This window comes from Glycomyces sp. YM15 (assembly GCF_016918015.1).
Taxonomy (GTDB): Bacteria; Actinomycetota; Actinomycetes; order Mycobacteriales; family Micromonosporaceae; genus Glycomyces.
Genome location: NZ_JAERMK010000018.1, coordinates 19,923 through 39,443 on the forward strand (window position 1 = coordinate 19,923; position 19,521 = coordinate 39,443).

Here is a 19,521-nt window from a genome sequence, read left to right on the forward strand (position 1 = left end):
GGGCGGGAGTGCTTTTGACCCACCCACAACCCGAGCCGCCCCCGCGGGCCGCGGCCCGCGGGGGCGCTGCGGCGCCCGCAGCGCCCCCGCACCCGCCCGCGGCCAAGCCGAAGGCGCGGGCCCGCAAGCGCAAGCTGAGCTGGAAGACCGCGTTCAAGCGCGACTGGCAGCTCTACACGCTGGCGATCGTGCCGCTGATCTTCTTCCTGATCTTCAAGTACGGCCCGATGCTCGGGAACGTCATCGCGTTCCGGCGGTTCCGCCCCGGCGGCAGCATCTTCGGCGACGAATGGGTCGGCCTGCGCTACATCCAGATGTTCGTCAACGACCCGTCGTTCTGGCACGTCTTCACGAACACGGTGGTCCTGGGCAGCCTGACCATGGTGGTCTGCTTCCCGCTCCCGATCGTGCTGGCGCTCATGTTGAACGAGGTGCGGCAGCAGTACTTCAAGAAGCTCGTGCAGTCGATCTCGTACCTGCCGCACTTCCTGTCGATCGTCATCATCGTCGGCATGGTCATGCAGCTGCTGTCCCTCGAGGGAACGGTGAACCAGATCATCGGGGCCTTCGGCGGCGAGGGCATTCCGTTCCTGCAGCGCGCCGAGTGGTTCCGCTTCATCTACGTGGGTTCCGAGGTGTGGCAGACCATCGGCTGGGGCACGATCCTCTACTTGGCGGCGCTCACCTCGATCGACGACTCCCTGTACGAGGCGGCGAAGATCGACGGCGCCGGCCGGTGGCGCCAGACCTGGCACGTCACGCTGCCGGGCATCCGCCCCACGATGGTCGTGCTGCTGATCCTCAACATCGGCTCGTTCCTGAACGTGGGCTTCGAGAAGGTGTTCCTGCTGTACAACCCGCTGACGTACGAGACGGCCGACGTCATCTCGACCTATCTCTACCGGGTCGGCCTGGTGTCGAACAATCTCAGTTATGCGACGGCGATCGGCCTGTTCCAGGCGCTGATCGGCCTGGCGATGGTGCTTTCCGCGAACCTGATCTCGCGGCGGACGACGGGGACGAGCCTGTGGTGACCGATATTCGCACGCCCGACCTCGCGTCGGTGAAACCGCGGACGACGCAGCGGACGAGGGGCGAGCGCCTCTTCGGCGCGTTCAACGCGACCTTCCTCGTGCTGCTGTGCCTGGGGATGCTGTACCCGTTCATCACGGTGCTCGCCCAGTCGTTCAGCTCCTCCGGGGCGATCAAGGCCGGCCAGGTGAGCTTCTGGCCGGTCGGGTTCAACCTGGACACGTACGGCGCGGTGATGTCGAACGACATGTTCTGGCGCAACTACGGCAACACGGTCCTGTACACCGTGGTGGGCACGGCGATCGCCATGACCCTGACCACGACCTACGCGTTCGTGCTGTCGAAGCCGCACCTCAAGGGCCGCAAGGTGCTCATCGGCATCGCCGTGTTCACGATGTTCTTCAACGGCGGCCTCGTGCCGAACTACGTGCTCATCTCCGCGCTGGGCATGAAGAACACCATGTGGGCGCTCGTCCTCCCGGGCGCGATCTCGGTGTTCAACCTGCTGGTCATGAAGACGTTCTTCGAGAACCTGCCGAAGGAGCTCGAGGAGGCCGCGCAGATCGACGGTCTCGGCTGGTACGGCATCTTCGGCCGGATCGTGCTGCCGCTGTCGAAGGCCGTCATCGCCACGATGGTGCTGTTCTACTCGGTCGCGTTCTGGAACGACTGGTTCGCCGCGTTCCTGTACCTCGACAAGAGCGAGCTGTTCCCCATCACGCTGTTCCTGCGCAACCTCATCGCGGGGGCGTCGACGACGGCGTCCGAAGGCGCCGCGGCCGCGGGCAGCACGACCGCGCAGGTCTCGGCGAACATCCAGGCGGTGACGATGATCCTCACCGTCATCCCGATCCTGACCATCTACCCCTTCGTCCAGCGGTACTTCGTGTCGGGCGTCATGCTTGGATCGGTCAAGGGCTGATGAGCGCAAGGGAAGGGGCGGCAGCATGAGCACGCAGCAGGACGCGGGGGAGATCGGCCCGGGAGTGCTCTCCCGGTTCACCGCCGCGGTCTACCGGCACCTCGTCATGGGGGTGTTCCTCGCGGTCGCGGGCCTGCCGACGCTGCTGGTGTGGATGCTGCTCGCCCCGGTCCCCGCCAACGTGGTCTGGTTCGTCGCCGCGCTCCTGCCGGCGGCGCCCGCGCTCTCGGCGGCGCTGTACGCGCAGCGGGCGTGGGCCAAGGAACCCGACCTGAGCCCGGCGCGCCCGCTGCTGCGCGGCCTCCGCATCAACCTGCGCGACACGCTGGCCTGGTGGGTGCCGGTGCTGGCGGTCGCGACGGTGCTCGGGGTGAACGTGCTCTTCGCCGGCCAGGTGGCCGGGGGCGGGTTCCTGCGGCCGGTGTGCGCGGTGCTGCTGGCGGTGCTCGCCGTCTGGTCGGGGCACCTGCTGGCGGTGTCCTCGTTCTTCTCGTTCCGGTTCCGGGACGTGCTGCGCGTGGCGGCGGCGGAGTTCTTCCTCGCCTGGAAGTCCTCCCTGGGCATCCTCTCGCTGCTCATCGTGGCGGTGGCCGCGGTGTTCCTGAGCTCTGAAGCCGTGGTGCTGCTGCTCGCCTGGGCGTTCGCGGCGATGCTGTGGATCGTGGTGCGGCCGGTGGTCGCGGACATCACGAGGCGGTTCACCGCCGCCGAGTGACCAGTGCTCAGCCGCGCGGCTCCTTGACCAGGTCGAGGAGGTGCGCGGCGGGGGAGTCGGCCCGGTCCCGGCCGGAGGACACCGCCGAGACCGTCCACTCAGGTGCGTCCTCGGCCGCGATCGGCAGGGCCCGAAGCCCGCTCGCCTGCGGCTTGGCGGCCACGTGCCGCGGCACGACCGCGATGCCGAGCCCCCGGCACACCAGATCCAGCAGGGTGTGGACGTCGTTGACCGAGCAGCGGACGCGGCGGTGCACGCCGCGCGCGGCGAACGCGTCGTCGTTCAGCGTCCGCACACCCCAGGCCGGTCCGAAGTCGATGAACGACTCCTCGGCCAGCGCCTCCCACCGCACCGAAGCGCGGCTCGCCAGCGGATGGTCGAGGGGGAGCAGCGCGAGCAGCGGTTCACGACCGATCTCCAAGCGCGGCAAGCCGCTCAGGTGCCGTTCGGTGGCGACGAAGGCGACGTCGAGCTCCCCGGCGCGCAGCAGCCCCAGCAGGTCGTGCGAACCGGACTGCACGAAGTGGGTCTCGACCCGCGGGTGCCGCCGGTGGAAGCGGTCGAGCAGGGCCGCGATGTCGACCAGGCCGAGGCACTGCTCGGCGCCGATCCGCAAGGTGCCGGCGAGGTCGCGGCTGGCCTTGACGACCGCGTCGCGCGCGCCCGCCGCCTGCTCCAGCATCGCCCTGGCGTACGGCAGCAGCGCGAACCCGGCCTCGGTCGGCTCCACGCGCCGGGTGGTCCTGATGAACAGGCTCGTGCCCAGCTCTTCCTCGAGCCCGCGGATCGCCGCGGAGAGCCCCGACTGCGAGATGCCCGTGAGTTCGGCGGCGCGAGTGAAGTGCCTCTCATCCGCCAGCGCGACCAGGTACTCCATCTGCCGCAGATCCATGAATGATGCCCCGTGCTTCTCAATCCTAGAATGGCGAGTTGTTGGACTTCTAGATTAGCGGTCCCTAGCATGGGCGGGGCAGGCCCACCTGGGGCTTCATATTCCAGCTCCGGCGAGGAGAGACCGATGAAGACCTTCACCATGCCAGGCACCGACATCACCGCACCGAACGTGGTGCTCGGCTTGATGCGCATCCAGGAGAAGACCGACGAGGAGGTGCGCCTCCTCCTCAAGACCGCGATCGACGCGGGCATCACGTTCCTGGACCACGCCGACCTCTACGGCAGCGGGCGCCACGGCTGCGAGCGCCGCTTCGCCGAGGCGATGAAGCTGACGCCCTCCGAGCGCGAGCGCCTGGTCATCCAGACCAAGACCGGCATCATGCACCCCGGCCCGTACTTCGACTTCTCGTACGAGCACATCGTCGAGTCCGTGGACGAGTCCCTGGCCGCACTGGACACCGACTACCTCGACATCCTGCTGCTGCACCGCCCGGACGCCCTGGTCGAGCCCGAAGAGGTCGCCCGCGCGTTCGACGACCTGTCCGCCGCCGGGAAGGTGCGCGCGTTCGGCGTCTCGAACCACACCGCCCGCCAGATGGACCTGCTGCGCAAATACGTGAACCAGCCGATCGTGGCGAACCAGGTGCAGCTCTCGATCACCCACGCGCCCTTGATCGCCCAGGGCGTGGCCGCGAACATGCAGGGCCTCGAACAGTCCGTGTCCCGCGACGACGGCATCGTCGACTACTGCCGGCTGCACGACATCACCCTCCAGGCCTGGTCGCCGTTCCAGGCGGGCTTCTTCGACGGGCCGTTCCTCGGCTCCGACCGCTACCCGGAGCTGAACGCCGTCATCGACCGCCTGGCCGCGAAGTACGGCGTCCCGCCGATCGCGATCGCCGTCGCCTGGATCACCCGCCACCCGGCGCAGATGCAGGTCGTCATCGGCACGACCAACCCCGAGCGCGTGGCCGCCTCGGCCCAGGGCTCGGACGTGCCGCTGACGCGCCCGGAATGGTACGAGCTGGTGCGCGCGGCCGGGTACACCGTCCCCTAGCTCCATTGAGGAATTGCGGACGCTTCGTAGACTGGGCGGGTTTCGGTGACCCGCCCAGGACAAGGACCGCAATGACCGCACCAGTGCCCGGCCCGAGGGCGCTCGTCTCCTACATCCGGACCGGCAGTCGCGAGGCGCGCATCGCCTACCGCGAACTCCCGGAGAAAGAGCGATCCGCCTACCGCGCCCTCGTGCGCCGCGTGTTCGAGACCGCGATCACCCGCCACCTCGGCAAGCGCCCCTCCAGGGAACGGATGCTCGCGCTCATCGAACGGACCGGTGACCGCCACCCCCAGTACGCCGGCGGGGTGCGCCGCGTCATCCGCTCCGCTGTAGAAGGCGTGGCGGTCAGCGGAATGAGCCCGCGCCAGGTGCTCACCGCGCAGCACCTCGTCATCCGCGAGATCGCCAAACTGCACGAGGACTTCCGCGCCGAAGCCGACGAGATCGTCGACCCCGGCACCGAGTTCACCGGCTCCGAGCCGCACGCCGTCGCCAAGGTGACGCTCAAGCTCGACGGTACGATGCACGCGCTCGAACTGCTGCGCGGCGCAGAACGCATGGGCGGCAAGTCCCTCGGCGCGTGCATCGTGCGCGCCTGGGTCGACGCCGAGCAGCGGCGCTGGCGCAGTGCGAAGGAGCTCGGCCGATACGACCTCTTCCCCGAGATCGGCTCCGGCAAGGGCGGCGGCGACGACTACCGGCACGAGGCCTATTCCCCGAGCGGACTCTGCAGGGCCACAGTGGACCGTTATGGCCGCCTGCGAGCCGTCACCTTCATGCGCACCGCCCTCTTCGGCGACGACGGCCGCCACGGCCTCGCCGAACAACTCCGCGAAGCGATCACCGAAGCCCAGGCGGGCCTGAAGACGGCCCTCGAGCCCCGGGCCGCGGCGAACGTAGCCGAGGTCGTGAACCGGATCGCCTAGGCGATCGCGCAGGCCACCTCGTCGAGTCGCGCCTCGCGGGAGGCCTTGACCAGGACGATGTCGCCGGGGGCGAGGCGCTCGCGCAGCCAGGCGATCGCTTTCGCGTTATCGGGCAGGCTGATCGCCCGCCCGCCTGCGCCGTCGGCGATCGGGCGGGCCGCTCGGCCGACCGCGACGACGATGTCCGCCCTTGCCGCGGCGTATCCTCCGACCGCGCGGTGCTCGGCCTCGCTCGCGTCGCCGAGTTCGGCCATGTCGCCGAGGACCGCGATGCGGCGTCGCCCTTCGATCGCCGCCAGCGCATCGAGTGCCGCACGGGCCGAGTCCGGGTTGGCGTTGTAGGAGTCGTCGAGCATCGTGACTCCGCTCGGGAGCTCACGCAATTCCATGCGCCACTTCGAGAGCGACGCACCGGCCAGAGCTTCGGCGGCGCGATCCAGCGGGATGCCGGCGGCCAGGCCCGCCGCCGCTGCGGCCGCCGCGTTGAACGCCTGATGAGCGCCGATGAACGGCAATGCGACACGTACCGAGCCCTCGGTGGTCTCCAGTGTGAAGGTCGGCCGGCTGCGCCGGTCCAGCGTCAAGTCGCTCACGCGCACGTCGGCGTACGCCGCCAGCCCGAAGGTCAGCACCGGCCCGTCGGTGAGTGAACGCATGGCGGCCACGGCCGGATCGTCGGCGTTGAGGATCGCGGTGCCGCCGGGCGCGAGACCCCGCACCAGTTCGCCCTTGGCTTCGGCGATCGCCTCACGCGTCCCGAAATAGCTCAGGTGCGCCTGGCCCACGTTGAGCACGACCGCTGTGTCGGGCGGGGCCAACGCGGCGAGCGCCGCGATGTCGCCGACCCGGCGGGCGCCCATCTCCAAAGCGAGGCAACGGGTTTCGTGACCCGCGCGCAGCATGGTGATCGGCACGCCGAGCTCGTTGTTCATCGAACCGGCGGTGCTGATCGTCGGCACGGCGCTCGACAGCACGGCCCCCACGAGGTCCTTGGTGCTGGTCTTGCCCTGCGAGCCGGTGACACCGACGACCGTGAGCCGGTCGCGCAGCCGGGACACGACGTCCGCGGCGAGCGCCTGCAGCGCTTCCCGCGCGTCCGCGACGACGATCGTCGGCAGCTTCGTCGGCCGGGAGCCGAGCACGGCCACCGCGCCGGCCCGGCCGGCCTGTTCGGCGTAGTCGTGGCCGTCGACGTGCTCACCGTCGAATGCGACGAAGAGCCCGCCGGGCTCGGACAGGCGGCCGTCGAGCACGGCCGGGGCGGTCACCGTCACGTCGTCGCCCGCGACCGTGCCGCCCGTGATCGCGGCGATCGCTTCGAGGCTGAGCGGGATCATGACCGCGACTCGCTGATTGCTTCGGTTCGGTTCATGCGTCCAGTGCACGCGCCGCACGGTTGTCGCGGCGTATGCGCTTTTCGATACACCCGCGATAACCGCGCGACCTATCGTCGGCGTATCGAAAACGCCATACGCTCCTGTAACGCCCCGCCCCGTTGACTGCGGGCATGACCTACAGGGAACCGGTCGGCATCACGATCTACGGGTGCGGCGAGGACGAGGCCGCGCTGTTCCGCGAGCTCGCGCCGCGCTTCGGCGTCATGCCGACCATCACCGCCGAGGCGGTGAACGAGTCCAATGCGGACCTCGCGGCGGGCGACCGGTGCATCAGCGTCGGCCACAGGTCCCGCGTCACCGGCGCCACGCTGCGCGCGCTCAAGGACGTCGGGGTCGCGTACCTCTCCACCAGGAGCATCGGCTTCAACCACGTCGACGTGCGGTACGCGGAGAGCCTCGGCATCGCCGTCGGCAACGTCGCCTACTCCTCCGACAGCGTCGCCGACTACACGCTGATGCTCATGCTGATGGCGGTGCGGCACGCCAAGGCCACGATCCTGCGCGCCGACGTCCACGACTACCGGCTGCACGAGGCGCGCGGGAAAGAGCTGCGCGACTTGACGATCGGCGTGATCGGCACGGGCCGCATCGGCACCGCCGTCGTGGACCGCCTGCGCGGGTTCGGCTGCCGCACCCTCGCCCACGACAACACCCCCAAGACCGCCGCCGAATACGTGCCGCTCGACGAACTGCTGCGCGAGAGCGACATCGTCACCCTCCACACTCCACTGAACCCGCGCACGCACCACCTGCTCGATCGGCGGCGCATCGCCGCGATGAAGCACGGCGCATACGTCGTCAACACCGGGCGCGGCGCCCTCATCGACACCGAGGCCCTGGTCTCGGCCCTGGAGAGCGGCAGGCTCGGCGGTGCGGCACTGGACGTGCTCGAAGGCGAGGAAGGGATCTTCTACGCCGACCGCCGGGACCGGCCCGTCGAGAGCAAGCCGCTGCTGCGCCTCCAGCAGCTGCCCAATGTGCTCATCAGCCCGCACACCGCCTACTACACCGACCACGCCCTCAGCGACACGGTCGAGAACTCCATCGTGAACTGCCTGAATTTCACCGAAAGGAACCAACATGGCTGAACTGCAGGTCGGCGTCATCTTCGGCGGCTGCTCCGAGGAACATCCCGTCTCCGTCAAGTCCGCCCGCGAGGTCGCGGCCGGCCTCGACCTCGACCGGTACGAGCCGCACTACATCGGCATCACCCCCAGCGGCGCCTGGCGGCTCTGCGAGCACCCGGGCCCGGGTTGGGAGCAGGGCCTCCCGGCCCTCCTGTCACCCGACCGCGACGCGCCCGGCCTGCTCGTTCTCGAAGGGGGACGGTACAAGACGATCCGCCTCGACGTGGTCGTGCCCGTGCTCCACGGCAAACTCGGCGAGGACGGCGCGATCCAGGGCCTGCTGGAACTCTCCGGCATCCCCTACGCGGGCTGCGACGTCCAAAGCTCCGCGCTGTGCATGGACAAGACCCTCACCTACCTCGTCGTCGGCGCCGCCGGAATCGCCGTCCCGGCCCACTGGAGCGTCGACGCCGACGAGGAGATCGACGCCGAGACCCTGCCCTATCCCGTCTTCGTGAAGCCCGCGCGCTCCGGCTCCTCGTTCGGCGTCACCAAGGCGACCAGCGCCGCGGATCTGGCCGGCGCGATGGCGACCGCGCGTCAGTTCGACTCGAAGGTCCTCATCGAGGAGGCCGTCGCCGGCAGCGAGATCGGCTGCGCCGTCCTCGGCAACGGCTCGGCGCTGTTCGCGGGGGAGGTGGACCGCGTCGCGCTCTCCCACGGTTTCTTCAGGATTCACCAGGAGGACGCGCCCGAGACCGGCTCCGAGAACTCCCGATTCATCGTCCCCGCCGACATCCCCGCCGAGTCGCGCGCGCTCGTGCGGGAGACGGCGAAGGCGATCTACCGCGCCCTCGGCTGCAAGGGCCTCGCGCGCGTCGACCTGTTCCTCAAAGCCGACGGCACCGTCGTCCTGAACGAGGTCAACACCATGCCCGGCTTGACCTCCTACAGCCGCTATCCGAGAATGATGGCGGCCTCGGGGCTGCCGCTCACCGAGGTGCTCGACCGGATGATCGCACTGGCGCTGGAGGGAACGGCCGTTGCGCGATGACTTCGCCTACGTGGACGACCTGGTGCCCGGCCTGCGCTGGGACGCGAAGTACGCCACCGCCGACAACTTCACCGGCGCCCCCGTCGACGGGTACCTGACCGACCGCATCGTCGGCACGACGGCGCTGTGCGCCGCCCTGCTCGAGGCGCAAGGCAAAGCGGCGGCGATCGGCCTCGGACTGCTCGTCTGGGACGCCTATCGGCCGCAGCGCGCCGTCGACCACTTCCTGCGCTGGGCGGCGATGCCCGAGGACGGCCGCACGAAGGCGAGCCACTACCCGAACATCGAGCGGTCCGAGATGGTCGCGAAGCACTACGTGGCACCGAAATCGGGTCACAGCCGCGGCAGCACCGTCGACCTGACGCTCTGCCGCCTAGACACCGGCGCCCCGCTTCCGATGGGCGGCCACCACGACCTGATGGACCCCGTCTCGCATCACGGCGCGGACGGGGTGACGGGCGTCGAAGCCGCCAACCGGAGACTACTGAGATCCATCATGGAAGATTGCGGTTTCATGCCGTACCAATGGGAGTGGTGGCACTACACGCTCAGGAACGAACCGCACCGGGACACGTACTTCGACTTCCCCGTCGCCTAGGAGGCCGACTATGCGGATACGACCGCTGCACCGCGACGACGCCGATGCCGCAGGGGAGCTGCTGCGCCGACTCGGCTACCCGCAGAGCGGAACGACGGCGACGGCCGCGCGCATCCAGGCCTGGAGCGAGGACCCGTCGAGTACGGCCCTCGCGGCCGACCTCGAAGGGCACGTGCTGGGACTCATCGCCGTCCACGTGTGCCCGTCCTTCGAACGCACCGGCTCCTGGGCGCGGATCGTGGCGCTCGTCGTCGCCGACGAGGCACGGGGCCGGGGCGTCGGCGGGCGACTGATGGAGGCCGCCGAAGCGTTCGCCGCAGCTCGCGATTGCAGGGCCATGGAGGTCACCAGCAGCGACCACCGCGAAGCGGCGCACGCCTTCTACCGGAACCGCGGCTACATGATCCAGACAGGACGGTCATCGCGGTTCCTTCGAGGTCTCGGCGACGGGTAGCCGGACCTCCGCCCGGAGCCCGCCTTCAGCGCGGGCGGTCAGCGTGAGACGGCCATCGTGGGCCCTGACGATGTTCTCGACGATCGCCAAACCGAGGCCGACGCCCGCGTGGTCGCTGTGGACGCGCCTGCTCCCGCGCTGGAACGGCTCGGTGAGCGTCGAGACCAGGTGCGGCTGAAGCAGCTCGCCGGTGTTCTCCACGGTGAGCACCGCGGCCTCGGCGTCCACGGCGGTCTCGACCCGCACCTCGCCGCCTGCGGCGAGGTTGTGCACGATCGCGTTGTGCAGGAGGTTCACGGTCATCTGCAGCAGCAGCGCGGGCGCGCCCGCGGCCGAGGCGAGATCGCCCGAGACCTGGATGTCCACGCCCCGCTGCTCGGCGAGCGGGAGCAGCGTCTCGGCGGCCTCCTCCGCCACGATCGAGAGGTCCACGGTGCTGCGGGTGAACGAGCGCTGGCCGGTGCGGCTCAACATGAGCAGCGCCTCGGTGAGGTCGATCGCCCTGGCGTTGACGAAGTGCAGGCGGGCGACCAGCTCCTCGGACCCGGGAGCCGGGTCGCGGTGGGCGACCTCGAGCAGGGTCTGCATGGTCGCCAGAGGAGTGCGCAACTCGTGGGAGGCGTTGGCGGCGAACCGCTGCTGCTCGCTCACGTGCGCTTCGAGCCGCTCGAGCATGGAGTCGAAGGCGTCGGCGAGCTCGCGGAACTCGTCGCGCCGACCCGGCAGCCGGATGCGGTGCGCGAGTGAGCCCTTCTCGGCCGTGCGGGCCGCGTTCGCGATCTGGTGGAGCGGCGTCAGCATCTGGCCCGCGAGCAGCCATCCGCCGACGAGGCCCACCGCCAGCAGCAGCCCCATGAGCACGGCCGCCTTGGGGGCGAAGGCCCTCCAAAGGTCCAGGCGCCCGGGGATGAAGGTGCCGGGGCAGAGCCGGTCCGGGCAGTCGCCGCGGATCGTGACCGCCTCGGCGGGCACATACCGCAGCAGGTAGAGCCAGATGATCGCCAGCACCAGCACCCCGGCGAGCAGCAGGAGCGCGGCGTAGCTGATCGACAGTTTGACGCGGACGCTCAGGCCGGGTCGCCTATCCACGTTCCGCGCCCGTCTCGATGCGGTAGCCGACCCCGGGGACGGTCGCGATGACCCATGGTTCGCCGAGGCGCTTGCGCAGGGCCGAGACCGTGATGCGCACTGCGTTGGTGAACGGGTCGGCGTTCTCGTCCCACGCCCGCTCCAGCAGGTCCTCGGCGCTCACCACGCCGCCCTCGGCCGCGACGAGCACTTCGAGCACGGCGAACTGCTTGCGGGTGAGCGCGACGTACCGGCCGTCGCGGAAGACCTCACGGCGGAACGGGTCGAGGCGCAGGCCCGCGATCTCGCGCACCGGCGGCCGATGGTGGGCCCGCCTGCGGTCGAGGGCTCTGAGGCGGAGCACGAGTTCCTTGAGCGCGAACGGCTTCGTGAGGTAGTCGTCGGCGCCGAGCTCGAACCCGGAGGCCTTGTCGTCGAGCCGGTCGGCGGCGGTGAGCATCAGGATCGGCATGCCGCTGCAGGAGTCGACGATGTGCGCGGCGACCTCGTCGCCGGAGGGCCCGGGGATGTCGCGGTCGAGGACCGCGATGTCGTAGGCGTTGACGCTCAGCAGCTCCAGGGCCGTGTCGCCGTCGCCGGCGATGTCCGCGGCGATGGCCTCCAACCGCAGCCCGTCGCGGATGGCCTCTGCCAGATAGGGTTCGTCCTCGACGATCAGCACTCGCATGATGCCACGATGCTATGCGGCCGGACATATCGTCGGCATATCGAAACGGTGGGTCCGATGATGCGGCTCATGGCCGTCATGAATGCGCGGTCCGAGCCCGTCATCTTCTCGACCGAGACGGCCCGCGCGAACTCGGGCGGCAGGTCGGTGGGTGCGGACTCGCGCAGGATCGCTCCGAGCTCCGTCCAGATCCTTTGCAGCCGTTCGATGGTGGCCTTGAGCTCGGCGTCGAGCTCGCGCAGTTCCTCCTGGGGGTGGACCGCATCGCCCATCGCGGCGATCTGCGGCAGTGAGAAGCCGAGGTCGGCGAGTCGCTTGATACGCAGCAGTCGCACGAGGCGCGCGACCCCGTACTGCTTGTACCCGTTGCGAAGCCGCTCGGGCTCGTCGAGCAGACCGACCTCGTGGTAGTGCCGCACCGTCCACAGGCTGGTTGCCGGCGAGTTCGGCGATCTCGATCGTACTCCACGTCTGGAGCCTCTGTCAGCGACGGAAGAGCGGGCTGCACCCGAGGCTCCGCGTCCGGGGCCGGGCGAGGTTTCGGCCCGGGTTCAATCCGGCAGCGAAGGAAGGAGTGGTGAGCGGTGGTCCGGTGGTGTGTTGCCGGGGTGGGGCCGGTGCTCATTTCCGGTCGGGCCGGGTGGCGCCTGGGGCTTGGTGTCCGGGGCCGGGCGGCGTTTCGGTCCGGGTTCAAACCGGCAGCGAAGGAAGGAGCGGTGAGCGGTGGTTTCGGGGCGTGTCGCCGGGGCGGGGTCGGTGGTCGCTTCCGGCTGGGCCGGGCGGGACAGCTCCGATGCTGCACTGGCCGGGTGGCTGGCGGTGGGGGAGCAGTGAGTCGACGACATCGGCTCGGTTGCGCTGGTGTGCATGGTCGTGGTCCTCATGCGCCTGTGTCGCCTCCTTCCCGCTGCTCTACTTGCTTCCCTCGCTGGCCCCGCTGGCCCTGCTGGCCCTGCTGGCCCTGTTGACCTTGCTTCGGCTTCCGGTTCCGGCCCTTCGGCTTTCGCCTGACCGCGCGCCGCTCCTGCCAGGGACGGGCGCTGGTGCCTGCCGTCCCTGAGGCAGTGGTGCGGCCGCCCGGTGGATGCCGGTGGCGGGTTCGCCTCCCGAGGATCGCTTGCCGTTCCTCGGGGTCCGTCCTGCAGTCGCGCGGGCTTGCAGGCGCGGCGCTGCCGGGGCGGAGGTGGTGTTCGCCATGGACGTGCTTGCGGTGTCGCCGTACCGAGTCCTCTATTCGCTCGGTCTGGCCTCACCGTTGACGCTGACGGGTCGTGCTCGAACCGCGTATGCCGTCGTGTACGGCATCGCCTTCTGGTTGGGGTGATCCCAACTAGGATCGTCCACCCAGTCACGGCCCATCGGGGGCGCGGACAGCTGCGGGCGATGGCACGGGGGTGAGATCGGACGCCTCCAGTGGAGGAGCACCCTGGCTTACCGGGTCGTCGCCTCGAAACAAGTCGGTTTGTCGGATCGGCCAGAGGCTTGTCGTAGTCTGCTTACACCTACCCCGACACCTGTACCAGTTTCCTGTCCCTGTACGTACCTCAATTGTCCCTCATACAGCCCCCGACTGTCATCACCCACAGGTAGAGAACATCCTCATGTTCCCCCACCTCAAACCCGACCAGTCCCGCTGCGCCCCAACCCAACCCACACCCGCCGCCCGACCCGCCACCCGACGAGTCAACCCCGCCCGTCCACCTCCCATCGCTGACTGCTCTAACCGCAGACGACACGGACCAGCAGGCCGCCGACCTCCGACCAGCCCGGCCGTGATCAGTTGGCGAGGCGGTGCCCGATGAGGGCCAAGTTCTGGATGGTGGCCAGGCCGCATTGGGCGGCGTCGTTGGTGGAGAGAGTCCGGGCTTCGTCCACTGGGGCGAGCACATACGGCGGGAGCATGCGAACCGCCTGGAACGCTTCCTCTCCCATGAACTCGCCTCCGGCGAAGTAGGCCCGCCACGCGTGGTCCGCCAGCGCGTCGTCACCGGTCCGCTCGGCGGCGTACGCCGCCAGCCGCGAATGGGCCTGCTCCAAGTGGATGCCCGCCGGCGCTACGCCGAGTTCTGCGCGCTGCTCCTCCGGATCGGCCAGATAGAGGCGGCAGTACTGAAGCCAGGCTTCACGGAAGCCGGGAGCCTCGAGCAGCCCGGCCTCGATGAGGTCGACGAGTTCGCTGCAGACCTCGACCAGGCCGAAGACCGCCGAGAGGTGGGAGACGTTGACACGATCTCGGGTCGTGTCGAAGCGGCCGGTGTCGAGGTCGTAGAGGGCCTCGCCGGTGAAGAATCCGCGCGGCAGCGCCCCGATGTCGCTCATCGTCCCTATCAGACGATCCCGCGAATGCTCGTTGCCGGTGATCTCCCAGTCCGCCAGCCAGGTCGCCGCCAGCGCGCTCCAATCGGTGCCGAGGCCGACGGCGAGCGCGCGGCGTTCGGGCCGGTACGTGGCGGCGTCGGCACGGACCTTGCGGGTCGGGTCGAGGGCGAGGAAGGTGGCGTCGGAGTCGCGGAGTTCGAGCATGAGGTCGCGGGTGTGCTCGTCGCCGGTGAGGAAGTAGTGGCAGCGGCGGTAAGCCGGTGTGGAGATCCGCAGTTGCTTTGCGCTGCAACCCCAGTGCTGCACGTTGTGGCGGGTGCCGAGGCCCTGCCACGGGCCGCGATGGTAGACGTCGACGTCGCCGGTGTGGCGGGTCATGCGCTCGGCGAGGCGGAAGACGTCGGCGCGGCCGGTGCGCAGGAACGAGGTCCAGAGCCAGAGGTCGGGGGAGAGCTCGGAGTTGTCCCAGGCGTAGCCGCCGATGTCGTAACGCCAGGTGTGGCGGTCGACGTCATAGGCGTGCATGACGTCGCCGAAGCTCCAGAAGCCGTACCAAGAACGCTGATCGACTTGGCCCACATAGAAGTCGAGCAGGAAGTCGAGTCGGTCTTCGAGTGCGGCGCGGCGCGGGTCGGTGCGGTCGGGGAGGTCCCAGTCGCCGAGGACGCGGGCGGCGTGCAGGGCTTCGGGCGTTGGCACGAGCTGCGGCCGGACGGCGGTGCCCCGGGCGATGCGGGCCAGTGCTTCGACAGGGGGTGTGGCGGCGAACGCGGTGACGGTGAGCTCGTGGGTGCGGCCGATGCCGTGTGCGGTGCCGAAGCCGGGTTCGTAGTCCTCGTAGGTGATCTCGAGGGCGTCGAGTTGGTCGGCGAAGTCCTCCTGGCCGAGGCCGTCGTGGTAGAACCGCAGGTCCATTGGAGCGGCGTCGGGTGACCACAGCCAGGTGGTCAGCGTGGCCGCGTCGGTGTCGGCCCCTCGTATGTCGAGGCCGGTGGGGTGGGACTGCCAGAAGCCGGTGAGCCCGACGGCGAGTCCGCCGGAGGTGTCGCCGAGGTAGGCGAGCCCGTCGGATCGGGTGCCTTGGGCCACGTCGATCCAGGGACGGTCGGGGTCGGTTCGCTTGTGGAGGGTGTAGCCGTTGGCGTTGAGTTGGCGCAGTGAGTAGTCGGCCCAGGTCGGGATCCAATTCGAGAGCCGTTCCACGTCGGCGGCCCAGGTCGACGGGGGCGGGGTGGGCCTGCCGTCGAGTTGCGCGGCGCGCACTTCTGGTCCGGGGTCGCGGCGCAGGCCGGTGAGGCCGCGCACCGCCTCGCGCAGGAAGCCGCCGTCGGCTCCGGCGATGCGCACGTGCCGGTCGTGGGCGTCCGCGCGCAGCGGCACGGTGAATCGCAGGCCGAGCGATGCGAGGAAGTCGCGCTCGGGTTCGCCGTCCCAGACGAAGGAGTGCACGAGTCGGAAGGTCGCCGCTCCGGCGGCGAAGACGAGCCGCACGGTGAACGGCAGCCATGCTCGTTCTTCGTCGCGGTGGACGCCTTCGACCCGAACCACGGCCCGCATCGGACCTGTCTGCTCCACAACGCAACTGGTGGTGTGCCCGAGGGCCCGGGTCGGGTTCGCGTCCGGTTCGGGGCGCTCCTGCCGACTCGAGATCAGCTGACCGGCCGAGGCCACTTCGGTGCCGTCGACCGCTATGGACCGCACCAGCTCGGGTCCGCTGCCGGGCACGATCACCCGGCATGCGCCGGTGTCGACCAGGACGCCGTCTTGGAGGGGCGTCACCTGGATCGCGATCGCCGGATCGGTGGCGGTGTCGCTCAGGACGATCCGGTAGCCGTCCGAAGGTTCGCGGTCCGCGCCGAGTGCGATGCCGGCCCATTTGAGGCTGCCGTCGGGCCAGGTGGCCAGCGGCCAGGTCTGGGCGGCCACGGGTTCGCCGGAGGCGTCCAGGACCGCCAGGCGGCCCGGGTCGGTGACGGCCCCGGCCTCCAAAGGCACGCCGCAGGTGACGCCGCCGATGCTGAGGTCGGGCGCGGCGTCGTCGAGCCAGCGCAGTGGAATGTCGACCGTGGTCACGACAGCTCCTTGACTTCCAGGTTGCGGTAGTGGGCCTTGAGCGGGGACATCTGGCGGAAGCCGATCCGTCCGGCGCCGAGTGGTTCGGCGTCGCGGAACGTGAACAGCTCCAGCTCGTCGATCGCGAAGCGCACTTCGGGACCGTGTTTGCGGACGCTGACGCGGTACCGCCCGTCGGCGTCCTCGGGTCCGGGCAGCGGGTCGGCGCCTTGGGCGACGAGTCGGAATCCGGGGCTCCTGCGGAGGTTGCAGGTGCGGAAGCGGCGCTCAGAGGGCCACTTGCGGCGCAGGTAGGAGACGTGGAGGGTCGACACGTCGCCGGAGTGGTACTGCGGGTAGTGGCCGGTGCGCGGCGCGAGCGACGGGTCGAACAGGTCGCGCCCGCCGGTGCCGGTCGCGGCGAAGAAGAGCATCGCGAGACCTTCGCCGCTGAGCGGTTTGAAGTCCCAGGAGATCTCGACGTCGGCCGCGAACACCTCCGGGCACCAGTAGGTGAAGTGGGCGTGGTCGCCGCGCCCGGCGGCGGCGAGCGCGGTCTCGTCCGCGGTGCTCGCGAGCACCATCCCGTCGTCGCGGTGTTCCACGCCGACAGGGCCTTCCGCGACCCAGCCCTCGAGGTCCGAAGGCCGGGCCAGCGGATTGCGGTACGTGCTCACTTGCGGACCATCTCGAGTCCGGCTGGTACGGCGTCGGCGCCGTGGCCGTCGAGCGCGAGGAGTGCTTCGGCCACGAACCCGGCCACCGCGGCGGCTCCGGCGGTCGTGTAGTGGGTGTTGTCCTTCTTGAGGTCCGCGCTGACTTCGATGCCGCGCGCGGCGGCGGCGCCGTGGACGAAGAGCGCGGCGGACTCGTCCTTGCCGAGCCAGGTGTAGAGCCAGCGGGTGAAGGCGTTGAGGTCGATGACGGGGACGTCGAGTTCGTGCCCGAGGCGGCGGACTTCGGCCGGGTAGGGGCCGTGGGAGTACCGCAGTGTCCCATCGACCGTGAACATGCGGCGTTCGACGCTGGTGGTGAGGACGGGCCTGGCGCCCGCGCTGCGGACCTCTTCGATGAAGGCGGTGAGGTGCTCCCTGTAGCCGCCGTCGGCGGCGAGCTCGTCGGGTTCCTTCTGGTCGTTGTGGCCGAAGCCGAAGACGACGGTGTCGTCGGGCTGGAGCTCGTCGGTGATGAGCTTCCAGTTGCCCTGCTCGCGGAAGGTCGTGGTGGTGGCACCGCCGAAGGCGCGGTTGCGCACGGGCTCTTGCAGGAACGCGGCGAGTTCGTCGCCCCAGCCGAGGAGCGGCAGGTCGGCGTGGCCGGAGGTGGCGCCGTCGTCGGTGGGGGCGAGGGTGGAGTCGCCTGCGAGGTGGATCATGGTCAGCCTTTCACGCTTCCGATGAGCATGCCTTTTGCGAAGTGCTTCTGGAGGAACGGGTACGCCAGGAGCACGGGGATCGTGGCGATGATGACGACGGCGAACTTGATGCCCTGCGCGGGCGGCGGCACGTCCGAGTTGAGTTCGTCGGCGGAGAGCGAGGCCGCGGCGGTGACCTGGCGCAGGATCATCTGGAGCGTCCATTTGCCGGTATCGCTGAGGTAGAGCAGCGGCGAGAGGTAGTCGTTCCAGATGCCGACGGCGTAGAACAGCGCGAACGTGGCGAGCACGGGTTTGGACAGGGGGATCACGACGTGCCGGAGCACCTGCAGTTCGTTCGCGCCGTCGATCTTCGCGGACTCCTCCAGCTCGTTGGGGAGCTGCTGGAAGAAGTTCTTGATGATGATGAGGCTGAACGGGTTGATCGCGGCGGGCAGGATCAGCGCCCAGTACGTGTCGAGGAGGCCGAGGTCCTTGACCACGAGGAACGTGGGGATCATGCCGGCGCTGAAGACCATCGTGAAGACGACGAGGCTGAGCACGGTGCGGCGGCCCGGCAGGTCCACTTTCGACAGCGGATAGGCCATGAGCACGGTGAGCGCGAGCTGGATCAGGGTGCCGACGACGGTGACGGCCACGGTGGTGACGAAGGCCCGCAGGATCACGTCGGAGGACAGGATCGACTCGTACGATGTGGTGGTGAACTCTTCGGGCCACAGGAAGAACGGCCGGGTGGTGATCTCGAGTTCGGTCGCGAACGATCCGGCGAGCACGTATACGAACGGCAGGATCGCGAGCACGCCCACGCCGGTGAGCAGCAGGACGTTGAGGACGTCGAAGGCGCGTCCGGCGCGGGTGTTGAACCGCTTGTGGGTCGACGGGCTCATCAGAAGATCCCCTGCTGGTTGAAGCGCTTGGCGAGCCAGTTGGTGCCGAAGATGAGCACGAGGCCGACGATGGCCTTGAACAGGCCCACGGCCGTGGCGTAGCTGTACGCGCCCTGCTCGATGCCCGCGAAGTACACGTAGGTGTCGAAGACGTCGGCCACGGTCCGGTTGAGGGCGTTCGACATCAGGTAGATCTGCTCGAAGCCGGTGTTGAGGATCTGGCCGGTCTGGAGGATGAGCAGGACCACGATCGTGGGCATGATCGAGGGCAGCGTGATGTGCCAGACCCGCTGCCAGCGCCCGGCGCCGTCGATGATCGCGGCCTCGTACTGCTCCTGGTCGACCCCGGCGAGCGCGGCGAGGAAGATGATGGTGCCCCAGCCGGTGTTCTTCCAGACCTCCTGCATGAGGATGAGGGGCCGGAACCAGTCGGGGTCGGCGAGCATGTTGGCGTCGGTGCCGAGGATCCACCCGAAGAACGTCCAGAGGGGACCGTTGCCGATGGCGAAGAGCAGCGCGGTGATCGAGACGACCACGGTCCACGACAGGAAGTGCGGGATGTAGACGAGGGTCTGCACGGTGCGCTTGAGGACCTGGAGCCGCAGTTCGTTCAGCAGCAGGGCCAGCACGATCGTGAGCGGGAACGCGATGAACAGGCTGAGCCCGGCGACGATGAGCGTGTTCTCGAGCAGCCGCGGGAAGTCCGGATTGGACAGGAACTCCCGGAAGTGGGTGAGGCCAACCCATTCACTGCCGTCGATGCCGAGGAACGGGATGTAGTTCTTGAACGCGATCCGGGCCCCGTACATGGGCCAGAACCGGAACAGCGCGAAGTACAGGACGCCGGGCAGCATCAGGACGAACAGCCAGCGGTACCTGACGAGGTCGCCGAAGCGTCGCTTGCGGCGGCGCGCCCGCGGCGGCGGCGTGGGCGGCGATTCGGGCCGGGCCGCTAGGAGGGTCATGGTCGCGGTCTCCTCGAGGGATCGGGGCGCGGGAACGGCATCGCGCGA

The 19,521-nt window shown here is 69.4% G+C and carries 18 protein-coding genes and 1 pseudogene; 9 read left to right on the top strand and 10 right to left on the bottom strand.

The annotated features are described in order from the left end of the window. Nucleotides 1-134 precede the first annotated feature (134 nt). Genes JHY01_RS18900 through JHY01_RS18910 form a run of 3 tightly spaced genes read left to right on the top strand, consistent with a single transcriptional unit; the run spans nucleotide 135 to nucleotide 2,669 of the window. Complete coding sequence (locus JHY01_RS18900; RefSeq protein ID WP_374199549.1) at nucleotides 135-1,034, top strand: ABC transporter permease; 900 nt, start codon at nucleotides 135-137, stop codon at nucleotides 1,032-1,034. Further along, the gene (locus JHY01_RS26850) at nucleotides 1,028-1,954 is read left to right on the top strand and encodes a carbohydrate ABC transporter permease (RefSeq protein ID WP_374199548.1); all 927 of its coding nucleotides are present in this window, start codon (nucleotides 1,028-1,030) and stop codon (nucleotides 1,952-1,954) included. Before JHY01_RS18900 ends, JHY01_RS26850 begins: the two co-directional genes overlap by 7 nt. A 25-nt stretch (nucleotides 1,955-1,979) precedes the next feature. Next, nucleotides 1,980-2,669, top strand: coding sequence for a hypothetical protein (locus JHY01_RS18910; RefSeq protein WP_205327234.1), 690 nt, complete (start codon nucleotides 1,980-1,982; stop codon nucleotides 2,667-2,669). A 7-nt stretch (nucleotides 2,670-2,676) separates the two neighbouring features. Here JHY01_RS18910 and JHY01_RS18915 read toward each other — a convergent pair whose 3' ends face one another. Further along, nucleotides 2,677-3,561: a LysR family transcriptional regulator gene (locus tag JHY01_RS18915; protein ID WP_205327235.1), complete on the bottom strand. Its 885-nt coding sequence runs from the start codon at nucleotides 3,559-3,561 to the stop codon at nucleotides 2,677-2,679. A gap of 126 nt (nucleotides 3,562-3,687) precedes the next feature. Between JHY01_RS18915 and JHY01_RS18920 the strand changes: the two genes are divergently transcribed. Both JHY01_RS18920 and JHY01_RS18925 read left to right on the top strand, forming a co-directional pair. Continuing rightward, the gene (locus JHY01_RS18920; RefSeq protein ID WP_205327236.1) at nucleotides 3,688-4,620 is read left to right on the top strand and encodes an aldo/keto reductase family oxidoreductase; all 933 of its coding nucleotides are present in this window, start codon (nucleotides 3,688-3,690) and stop codon (nucleotides 4,618-4,620) included. A 71-nt stretch (nucleotides 4,621-4,691) separates the two neighbouring features. Then, a complete protein-coding gene (locus tag JHY01_RS18925; RefSeq protein ID WP_205327237.1) occupies nucleotides 4,692-5,549 on the top strand; it encodes a hypothetical protein in 858 nt (285 codons plus the stop codon). Here the strand turns inward: JHY01_RS18925 and murF are convergent. After that, entirely contained in the window at nucleotides 5,546-6,886 is a 1,341-nt protein-coding gene (gene murF, locus JHY01_RS18930) for a UDP-N-acetylmuramoyl-tripeptide--D-alanyl-D-alanine ligase (RefSeq protein WP_205327238.1), read from the bottom strand. The two genes, JHY01_RS18925 and murF, sit on opposite strands and share 4 nt — an antisense overlap. 170 nt (nucleotides 6,887-7,056) lie before the next feature. On the opposite strand from murF, the gene JHY01_RS18935 reads away from it, so the two are divergent. From JHY01_RS18935 to JHY01_RS18950, 4 genes are read left to right on the top strand one after another with little or no spacing between them, the layout of a single operon-like run. Next, entirely contained in the window at nucleotides 7,057-8,034 is a 978-nt protein-coding gene (locus JHY01_RS18935) for a D-isomer specific 2-hydroxyacid dehydrogenase family protein (RefSeq protein WP_205327239.1), read from the top strand. Then, the gene (vanA, locus tag JHY01_RS18940; RefSeq protein WP_205327240.1) at nucleotides 8,027-9,067 is read left to right on the top strand and encodes a D-alanine--(R)-lactate ligase; all 1,041 of its coding nucleotides are present in this window, start codon (nucleotides 8,027-8,029) and stop codon (nucleotides 9,065-9,067) included. The genes JHY01_RS18935 and vanA overlap by 8 nt, the downstream gene beginning before the upstream one ends. Next, entirely contained in the window at nucleotides 9,057-9,665 is a 609-nt protein-coding gene (gene vanX, locus JHY01_RS18945) for a D-Ala-D-Ala dipeptidase VanX (protein WP_205327241.1), read from the top strand. Before vanA ends, vanX begins: the two co-directional genes overlap by 11 nt. Nucleotides 9,666-9,675: 10 nt before the next feature. Next, nucleotides 9,676-10,119: a GNAT family N-acetyltransferase gene (locus JHY01_RS18950; RefSeq protein WP_205327242.1), complete on the top strand. Its 444-nt coding sequence runs from the start codon at nucleotides 9,676-9,678 to the stop codon at nucleotides 10,117-10,119. Here the strand turns inward: JHY01_RS18950 and JHY01_RS18955 are convergent. The 8 genes and pseudogenes from JHY01_RS18955 to JHY01_RS18990 form a co-directional block, all read right to left on the bottom strand. Beyond that, nucleotides 10,084-11,208: a HAMP domain-containing sensor histidine kinase gene (locus JHY01_RS18955; RefSeq protein WP_205327243.1), complete on the bottom strand. Its 1,125-nt coding sequence runs from the start codon at nucleotides 11,206-11,208 to the stop codon at nucleotides 10,084-10,086. The two genes, JHY01_RS18950 and JHY01_RS18955, sit on opposite strands and share 36 nt — an antisense overlap. Further along, the gene (locus tag JHY01_RS18960; protein WP_205327244.1) at nucleotides 11,201-11,875 is read right to left on the bottom strand and encodes a response regulator transcription factor; all 675 of its coding nucleotides are present in this window, start codon (nucleotides 11,873-11,875) and stop codon (nucleotides 11,201-11,203) included. The genes JHY01_RS18955 and JHY01_RS18960 overlap by 8 nt, the downstream gene beginning before the upstream one ends. A gap of 50 nt (nucleotides 11,876-11,925) precedes the next feature. Then, nucleotides 11,926-12,334: pseudogene (locus JHY01_RS18965) on the bottom strand (MerR family transcriptional regulator); the annotation flags it as partial. A 1,317-nt stretch (nucleotides 12,335-13,651) separates the two neighbouring features. Then, a complete protein-coding gene (locus JHY01_RS18970; protein ID WP_205327246.1) occupies nucleotides 13,652-16,267 on the bottom strand; it encodes a hypothetical protein in 2,616 nt (871 codons plus the stop codon). Next, complete coding sequence (locus tag JHY01_RS18975; protein ID WP_205327247.1) at nucleotides 16,264-16,923, bottom strand: DUF1961 family protein; 660 nt, start codon at nucleotides 16,921-16,923, stop codon at nucleotides 16,264-16,266. Before JHY01_RS18975 ends, JHY01_RS18970 begins: the two co-directional genes overlap by 4 nt. Continuing rightward, nucleotides 16,920-17,621 (bottom strand): GDSL-type esterase/lipase family protein, encoded by a 702-nt coding sequence (locus JHY01_RS18980; RefSeq protein WP_205327248.1) that lies wholly within the window; start codon nucleotides 17,619-17,621, stop codon nucleotides 16,920-16,922. Before JHY01_RS18980 ends, JHY01_RS18975 begins: the two co-directional genes overlap by 4 nt. 2 nt (nucleotides 17,622-17,623) lie before the next feature. Then, nucleotides 17,624-18,508: a carbohydrate ABC transporter permease gene (locus JHY01_RS18985; protein ID WP_205327249.1), complete on the bottom strand. Its 885-nt coding sequence runs from the start codon at nucleotides 18,506-18,508 to the stop codon at nucleotides 17,624-17,626. After that, on the bottom strand, nucleotides 18,508-19,473 hold the full coding sequence (locus JHY01_RS18990) for a sugar ABC transporter permease (RefSeq protein WP_205327250.1): 966 nt from the start codon (nucleotides 19,471-19,473) through the stop codon (nucleotides 18,508-18,510). The genes JHY01_RS18985 and JHY01_RS18990 overlap by 1 nt, the downstream gene beginning before the upstream one ends. Nucleotides 19,474-19,521 lie beyond the last annotated feature (48 nt).

Excerpts from the sequence above, each read along its gene's own strand:
- JHY01_RS18980 (WP_205327248.1), bottom strand. The coding sequence starts at position 17,621 with ATGATCCACCTCGCAGGCGACTCCACCCTCGCCCCCACCGACGACGGC.
- JHY01_RS18990 (WP_205327250.1), bottom strand. The coding sequence starts at position 19,473 with ATGACCCTCCTAGCGGCCCGGCCCGAATCGCCGCCCACGCCGCCGCCG.
- vanA (WP_205327240.1), top strand. The coding sequence starts at position 8,027 with ATGGCTGAACTGCAGGTCGGCGTCATCTTCGGCGGCTGCTCCGAGGAA.
- JHY01_RS18915 (WP_205327235.1), bottom strand. The coding sequence starts at position 3,561 with ATGGATCTGCGGCAGATGGAGTACCTGGTCGCGCTGGCGGATGAGAGG.
- JHY01_RS18920 (WP_205327236.1), top strand. The coding sequence starts at position 3,688 with ATGAAGACCTTCACCATGCCAGGCACCGACATCACCGCACCGAACGTG.
- JHY01_RS18935 (WP_205327239.1), top strand. The coding sequence starts at position 7,057 with ATGACCTACAGGGAACCGGTCGGCATCACGATCTACGGGTGCGGCGAG.
- JHY01_RS18910 (WP_205327234.1), top strand. The coding sequence starts at position 1,980 with ATGAGCACGCAGCAGGACGCGGGGGAGATCGGCCCGGGAGTGCTCTCC.
- JHY01_RS18950 (WP_205327242.1), top strand. The coding sequence starts at position 9,676 with ATGCGGATACGACCGCTGCACCGCGACGACGCCGATGCCGCAGGGGAG.
- JHY01_RS18925 (WP_205327237.1), top strand. The coding sequence starts at position 4,692 with ATGACCGCACCAGTGCCCGGCCCGAGGGCGCTCGTCTCCTACATCCGG.
- JHY01_RS18960 (WP_205327244.1), bottom strand. The coding sequence starts at position 11,875 with ATGCGAGTGCTGATCGTCGAGGACGAACCCTATCTGGCAGAGGCCATC.
- JHY01_RS18985 (WP_205327249.1), bottom strand. The coding sequence starts at position 18,508 with ATGAGCCCGTCGACCCACAAGCGGTTCAACACCCGCGCCGGACGCGCC.
- murF (WP_205327238.1), bottom strand. The coding sequence starts at position 6,886 with ATGATCCCGCTCAGCCTCGAAGCGATCGCCGCGATCACGGGCGGCACG.